A 6312-nucleotide genomic window follows, 5' to 3' on the forward strand; every position below is an offset into this window, starting at 1 on the left:
CCTGTATGTTGATTTGTTCTGCAACGCTTTATAGTACATTTTTATGTTAGATAACCCTGGGGTGAGATGCCCCGGCCCTGGAGAGATGGATGAAATCACTGTTTAAAGTAACGCTGCTGGCGACCACAATGGCTGTTGCTCTGCATGCCCCGATCACCTTCGCTGCTGATGCTGCGAAACCAGCCGCTACTGCTGACAGCAAAGCAGCATTCAAGAATGACGACCAAAAAGCCGCTTACGCGCTGGGCGCGTCCCTGGGTCGTTATATGGAAAACTCCCTGAAAGAGCAGGAAAAGCTGGGCATCAAACTGGATAAAGATCAGCTGATCGCTGGCGTTCAGGATGCGTTTGCTGACAAGAGCAAACTGTCCGACCAGGAAATCGAACAAACTTTGCAGGCGTTTGAAGCGCGTGTGAAGAGTTCCGCTCAGGCGAAAATGGAAAAAGACGCGGCTGACAATGAAGCCAAAGGTAAAGTTTACCGTGAGAAATTTGCTAAAGAGAAAGGCGTTAAAACCTCTTCCACTGGCTTGATCTACAAAGTAGAGAAAGAAGGTACTGGCGCAGCGCCGAAAGACAGCGATACCGTGGTTGTAAACTACAAAGGTACGCTGATTGATGGTAAAGAGTTTGACAACTCCTACACCCGTGGCGAGCCGCTCTCTTTCCGTCTTGATGGTGTTATCCCTGGCTGGACCGAAGGCCTGAAAAATATCAAGAAAGGCGGTAAAATTCAGCTGGTTATCCCACCAGATCTGGCTTACGGCAAAACCGGCGTTCCGGGTATTCCGGCCAACTCTACGCTGGTGTTTGATGTTGAACTGTTAGATATCAAACCGGCACCGAAAGCCGAGGCGCAGCCAGATGCTGCACCGGCCGATAAAGCTGCAGACAGCAGCAAAAAGTAAGCGAACAGTAACCGCCGCCCACAGGGCGGCGGTTTTTTATTATCGACAGGATATAATTAATACTGGAAAGCGCCTTGTGCGCTGTATTACTTTAGATGCCCCTATAATAGTGATGAGCCTGCCCTGACAACATAACGACAGGCTCCTGAAAAGGAGTGCTTTTTTTCATGTCCAGGTCGCTTTTAACCAACGAAACCAGTGAGCTAGATTTACTGGATCAACGTCCTTTCGATCAAACTGACTTCGATATCCTTAAATCCTATGAAGCGGTAGTGGACGGGTTGGCGATGCTCATTGGTTCCCATTGTGAAATCGTATTGCACTCTTTGCAGGATTTGAAATGCTCGGCTATCCGCATTGCGAACGGTGAACACACGGGCCGTAAAATTGGCTCACCGATAACCGACCTTGCATTGCGTATGCTGCATGATATGACGGGTGCGGATAGCAGCGTGTCGAAGTGTTACTTCACGCGCGCGAAAAGCGGTGTCTTGATGAAGTCGGTGACGATTGCCATTCGTAACCGAGAGCATCGCGTGATTGGTCTGCTGTGCATCAACATGAACCTCGATGTGCCATTCTCGCAGATAATGAATACCTTTATCCCACCGGAAACCCCAGAAGTGGGTTCTGCCGTGAACTTTGCTTCTTCTGTAGAAGATTTGGTCACCCAGACGCTGGAATTCACGATCGAAGAAGTGAATGCCGATCGCAATGTTTCCAATAATGCGAAAAACCGCCAGATTGTCCTGAATCTGTATGAGAAAGGTATCTTCGATATTAAAGATGCGATTAACCAGGTCGCCGATCGGTTGAATATCTCCAAGCACACGGTCTACCTCTATATTCGCCAGTTCAAAAGCGGCGATTTCCAGGGGCAAGACAAGTAATGCGCTTTACCATCATGGTGACGGGACCTGCTTATGGTACACAGCAGGCGAGTAGCGCGTTGCAATTTGCCCACGCGCTACTTAAAGAAGGGCATGAGTTATGCAGCGTCTTTTTCTATCGTGAAGGTGTGTATAACGCTAACTTCCTGACTTCGCCCGCCAGCGATGAGTATGATCTGGTACGGGCCTGGCAACAGCTGAATCAACAATATGGCGTGACGCTGAATATCTGTGTTGCTGCGGCGTTGCGTCGTGGTGTTGTTGATGAGGCTGAAGCAAAGCGGCTTGGACTGGCAGGTGCTAATTTACAATCAGGTTTTAATCTCAGCGGGCTGGGTTCGTTGGCTGAGGCGTCCTTGACCTGCGATCGCGTGGTGCAGTTTTAATGAAACGTGTTGCTTTTGTTTTTTCTACCGTGCCGCACGGCAGCGCATCCGGCCGTGAAGGGTTAGATGCATTACTGGCGACATCTGCGCTCACGGAAGATCTCGGCGTGTTTTTTATCGGCGATGGCGTCTTCCAGATCCTCCAGGGTCAACAACCGGACGTCGTCCTGGCACGAGACTATATCGCAACGTTCAAGTTGTTGGGGTTGTACGATATCGATCAATGTTGGCTTTGCGCCGCCTCATTACGTGAGCGGGGGCTTCAGCAGGGTGTTAATTTTGTGGTTGATGCCACGGCGCTGGAACCTGAAGATTTACGCCGTGAGCTAGGCAACTATGACGTCATTTTAAGGTTTTGAGACTCTCATGCTGCACACACTACACCGCTCCGCGTGGCTTACCGATTTCTCCTCTCTTCTTCGCCTGATTGAAAAAGACGATGAACTTTTATTGCTCCAGGATGGCGTGACGGCGGCAATAGAAGGAAGCCGTTTCCTTGAAAGTCTGCAAAACGCCTCCATTAAGGTCTCTGTGCTGGAAGAAGACATTAAAGCTCGCGGGTTAGATGGTCAAATTTCAGACAGTGTCGTCAGGGTTAGCTATACTGACTTCGTCAGACTTACGGTGAAGCATCCCAACCAGATGTCCTGGTAATTGCGGGATCGTTGTATATTTCTTGACACCTTTTCGACACCGACCTAAAATTCTGCGTCCTCATATTGTATGAGGTCGTTTTATTACGTGTTTACGAAGCAAAAGCTAAAACCAGGAGCTATTTAATGGCAACAGTTAACCAGCTGGTACGCAAACCACGTGCACGCAAAGTTGCAAAAAGCAACGTGCCTGCGCTGGAAGCATGCCCGCAGAAACGTGGCGTATGTACTCGTGTATATACTACCACCCCTAAAAAACCGAACTCCGCACTGCGTAAAGTTTGCCGTGTTCGTTTGACTAACGGTTTTGAAGTGACTTCCTACATCGGTGGTGAAGGTCACAACCTGCAGGAGCACTCCGTGATCCTGATCCGTGGCGGTCGTGTAAAAGACCTCCCGGGTGTTCGTTACCACACCGTTCGTGGTGCGCTTGACTGCTCCGGCGTTAAAGACCGTAAGCAATCACGTTCCAAGTATGGCGTGAAACGTCCTAAGGCTTAATGGTTCTCCGTTAAGTAAGGCCAAACGTTTTATATTAATGTCAAACTAAACTCTTAGAGTTTTGGACAATCCTGAATTAACAACGGAGTATTTCCATGCCACGTCGTCGCGTCATTGGTCAGCGTAAAATTCTGCCGGATCCGAAGTTCGGATCAGAGCTGCTGGCTAAATTTGTAAATATCCTGATGGTAGATGGTAAAAAATCTACTGCCGAAACTATCGTATACAGCGCGCTGGAGACCCTGGCTCAGCGTTCTGGTAAAAACGAACTGGAAGCTTTCGAAGTAGCTCTCGAAAACGTGCGCCCGACTGTCGAAGTTAAGTCTCGCCGCGTTGGTGGTTCTACTTATCAGGTACCAGTTGAAGTCCGTCCGGTCCGTCGTAATGCCCTGGCAATGCGTTGGATCGTTGAAGCTGCTCGTAAACGCGGTGATAAATCCATGGCTCTGCGCCTGGCGAACGAACTTTCTGATGCTGCAGAAAACAAAGGTACTGCAGTTAAGAAACGTGAAGACGTTCACCGTATGGCAGAAGCCAACAAGGCGTTCGCACACTACCGTTGGTAATCCCTTCGGAGTTTTAGTCACCAGGCGGGCGCTTCCAGTAAGCAGCCCGCTTTGGGCTACTTAAATTGAACGCCTAAAAGATAAACGAGGAATCAAATGGCTCGTACAACACCCATCGCGCGCTACCGTAACATCGGTATCAGTGCGCACATCGACGCCGGTAAAACCACTACTACCGAACGTATTCTGTTCTACACCGGTGTAAACCATAAAATCGGTGAAGTTCATGACGGCGCTGCCACCATGGACTGGATGGAGCAGGAGCAGGAGCGTGGTATTACTATCACCTCCGCAGCGACTACTGCATTCTGGTCTGGTATGGCTAAGCAGTATGAACCGCATCGCGTAAACATCATCGACACCCCGGGGCACGTTGACTTCACTATCGAAGTAGAACGTTCCATGCGTGTGCTTGATGGTGCAGTAATGGTTTACTGCGCAGTTGGTGGTGTTCAGCCTCAGTCTGAAACCGTATGGCGTCAGGCAAACAAATATAAAGTTCCGCGCATTGCGTTCGTTAACAAAATGGACCGTATGGGTGCGAACTTCCTGAAAGTTGTTGGTCAGATCAAAACCCGTCTGGGCGCGAACCCTGTTCCGCTGCAGCTGGCGATTGGCGCTGAAGAAGCGTTCACCGGTGTTGTTGACCTGGTGAAAATGAAAGCCATCAACTGGAACGAAGAAGATGCAGGCGTAACCTTCACTTATGAAGATATCCCGGCTGACATGCAGGAACTGGCTGACGAATGGCACCAGAACCTGATCGAGTCCGCTGCAGAAGCTTCAGAAGAGCTGATGGAGAAATACCTGGGTGGTGAAGAACTGACTGAAGAAGAGATCAAAAAAGCTCTGCGTCAGCGTGTTCTGAACAACGAAATCATCCTGGTAACCTGTGGTTCTGCGTTTAAGAACAAAGGTGTTCAGGCGATGCTGGATGCGGTAATTGATTACCTGCCATCCCCAGTCGACGTACCTGCGATCAACGGTATTCTGGACGACGGTAAAGATACTCCGGCTGAGCGTCACGCTAGCGATGATGAGCCGTTTGCTGCTCTGGCATTCAAAATCGCTACTGACCCGTTCGTGGGTAACCTGACCTTCTTCCGTGTGTACTCTGGTGTGGTTAACTCCGGTGACACCATCCTGAACTCCGTGAAAACTGCACGTGAGCGTTTTGGCCGTATCGTTCAGATGCACGCCAACAAACGTGAAGAGATCAAAGAAGTTCGCGCGGGCGATATCGCTGCTGCAATCGGTCTGAAAGACGTGACCACTGGTGACACTCTGTGTGACCCGGATCACCCGATCATTCTGGAACGTATGGAATTCCCTGAGCCGGTAATCTCCATCGCGGTAGAACCGAAAACCAAAGCTGACCAGGAAAAAATGGGTCTGGCTCTGGGCCGTCTGGCTAAAGAAGACCCGTCTTTCCGCGTATGGACTGACGAAGAATCTAACCAGACTATTATCGCTGGTATGGGTGAACTGCACCTCGACATCATCGTTGACCGTATGAAGCGTGAATTCAACGTTGAAGCGAACGTCGGTAAACCTCAGGTTGCTTACCGCGAAGCGATTCGCGCGAAAGTTACCGATATCGAAGGTAAACACGCCAAGCAGTCTGGTGGTCGCGGTCAGTACGGTCATGTTGTTATCGACATGTACCCGCTGGAGCCGGGTTCAAACCCGAAAGGCTACGAGTTCATCAACGACATCAAAGGTGGTGTAATTCCTGGCGAATACATCCCGGCCGTTGATAAAGGCATCCAGGAACAGCTGAAATCCGGCCCGCTGGCTGGTTACCCGGTTGTTGATCTGGGCGTGCGTCTGCACTTCGGTTCTTACCATGACGTTGACTCCTCTGAGCTGGCGTTTAAACTGGCCGCTTCTATCGCCTTCAAAGATGGCTTTAAGAAAGCGAAACCAGTTCTGCTTGAGCCTATCATGAAGGTTGAAGTAGAGACTCCGGAAGAGAACACCGGTGACGTTATCGGTGACTTGAGCCGCCGTCGTGGTATGCTTCGTGGACAGGAATCCAACGTCACTGGCGTTGTTATCCATGCTGAAGTTCCGCTGTCTGAAATGTTCGGATATGCAACCCAGCTGCGTTCTCTGACCAAAGGCCGTGCTTCTTACTCCATGGAGTTCCTGAAGTACGACGATGCGCCGAACAACGTTGCTCAGGCCGTTATTGAAGCCCGTGGTAAATAAGCCACAGGATTAAAACCTAAGTCCCGTGCTCTCTCCATAGGGGAGAGCACTATAGTAAGGAATATAGCCGTGTCTAAAGAAAAATTTGAACGTACAAAACCGCACGTTAACGTCGGCACCATCGGCCACGTTGACCACGGTAAAACTACCCTGACCGCTGCAATCACCACCGTACTGGCTAAAACCTACGGCGGTGC

Annotated in this window: 9 protein-coding genes; all 9 read left to right on the plus strand. The window is 50.1% G+C overall.

Going from position 1 to position 6312, the window contains the following annotated elements:
• Positions 1 to 89 precede the first annotated feature (89 nt).
• Entirely contained in the window at positions 90 to 908 is an 819-nt protein-coding gene (gene fkpA, locus FDX04_RS02340) for an FKBP-type peptidyl-prolyl cis-trans isomerase (protein WP_042312080.1), read from the plus strand.
• A 167-nt stretch (positions 909 to 1075) separates the two neighbouring features.
• Positions 1076 to 1798 carry a transcriptional regulator gene (locus tag FDX04_RS02345; RefSeq protein ID WP_003023643.1) on the plus strand — a complete coding sequence of 241 codons (723 nt, stop codon included), beginning with the start codon at positions 1076 to 1078 and terminating at the stop codon, positions 1796 to 1798.
• A complete protein-coding gene (gene tusD / locus FDX04_RS02350) occupies positions 1798 to 2184 on the plus strand; it encodes a sulfurtransferase complex subunit TusD (RefSeq protein WP_042312083.1) in 387 nt (128 codons plus the stop codon). The genes FDX04_RS02345 and tusD overlap by 1 nt, the downstream gene beginning before the upstream one ends.
• Positions 2184 to 2543 carry a sulfurtransferase complex subunit TusC gene (gene tusC / locus FDX04_RS02355; protein ID WP_042312086.1) on the plus strand — a complete coding sequence of 120 codons (360 nt, stop codon included), beginning with the start codon at positions 2184 to 2186 and terminating at the stop codon, positions 2541 to 2543. The genes tusD and tusC overlap by 1 nt, the downstream gene beginning before the upstream one ends.
• Positions 2544 to 2550: 7 nt before the next feature.
• The gene (gene tusB, locus FDX04_RS02360) at positions 2551 to 2838 is read left to right on the plus strand and encodes a sulfurtransferase complex subunit TusB (RefSeq protein ID WP_038634759.1); all 288 of its coding nucleotides are present in this window, start codon (positions 2551 to 2553) and stop codon (positions 2836 to 2838) included.
• A 125-nt stretch (positions 2839 to 2963) separates the two neighbouring features.
• Entirely contained in the window at positions 2964 to 3338 is a 375-nt protein-coding gene (gene rpsL, locus FDX04_RS02365; RefSeq protein ID WP_003023654.1) for a 30S ribosomal protein S12, read from the plus strand.
• A 95-nt stretch (positions 3339 to 3433) separates the two neighbouring features.
• On the plus strand, positions 3434 to 3904 hold the full coding sequence (gene rpsG, locus FDX04_RS02370; protein ID WP_003023657.1) for a 30S ribosomal protein S7: 471 nt from the start codon (positions 3434 to 3436) through the stop codon (positions 3902 to 3904).
• A 96-nt stretch (positions 3905 to 4000) separates the two neighbouring features.
• Positions 4001 to 6115 carry an elongation factor G gene (gene fusA / locus FDX04_RS02375; protein ID WP_038634754.1) on the plus strand — a complete coding sequence of 705 codons (2115 nt, stop codon included), beginning with the start codon at positions 4001 to 4003 and terminating at the stop codon, positions 6113 to 6115.
• Positions 6116 to 6184: 69 nt separating this feature from the next.
• Positions 6185 to 6312 (plus strand): GTP-binding protein (locus FDX04_RS02380; protein WP_000031651.1); only part of this gene is annotated, 128 nt, incomplete at its 3' end.

Source organism: Citrobacter sp. wls615, from assembly GCF_005281355.1.
Classification (GTDB): Bacteria; Pseudomonadota; Gammaproteobacteria; order Enterobacterales; family Enterobacteriaceae; genus Citrobacter; species Citrobacter werkmanii.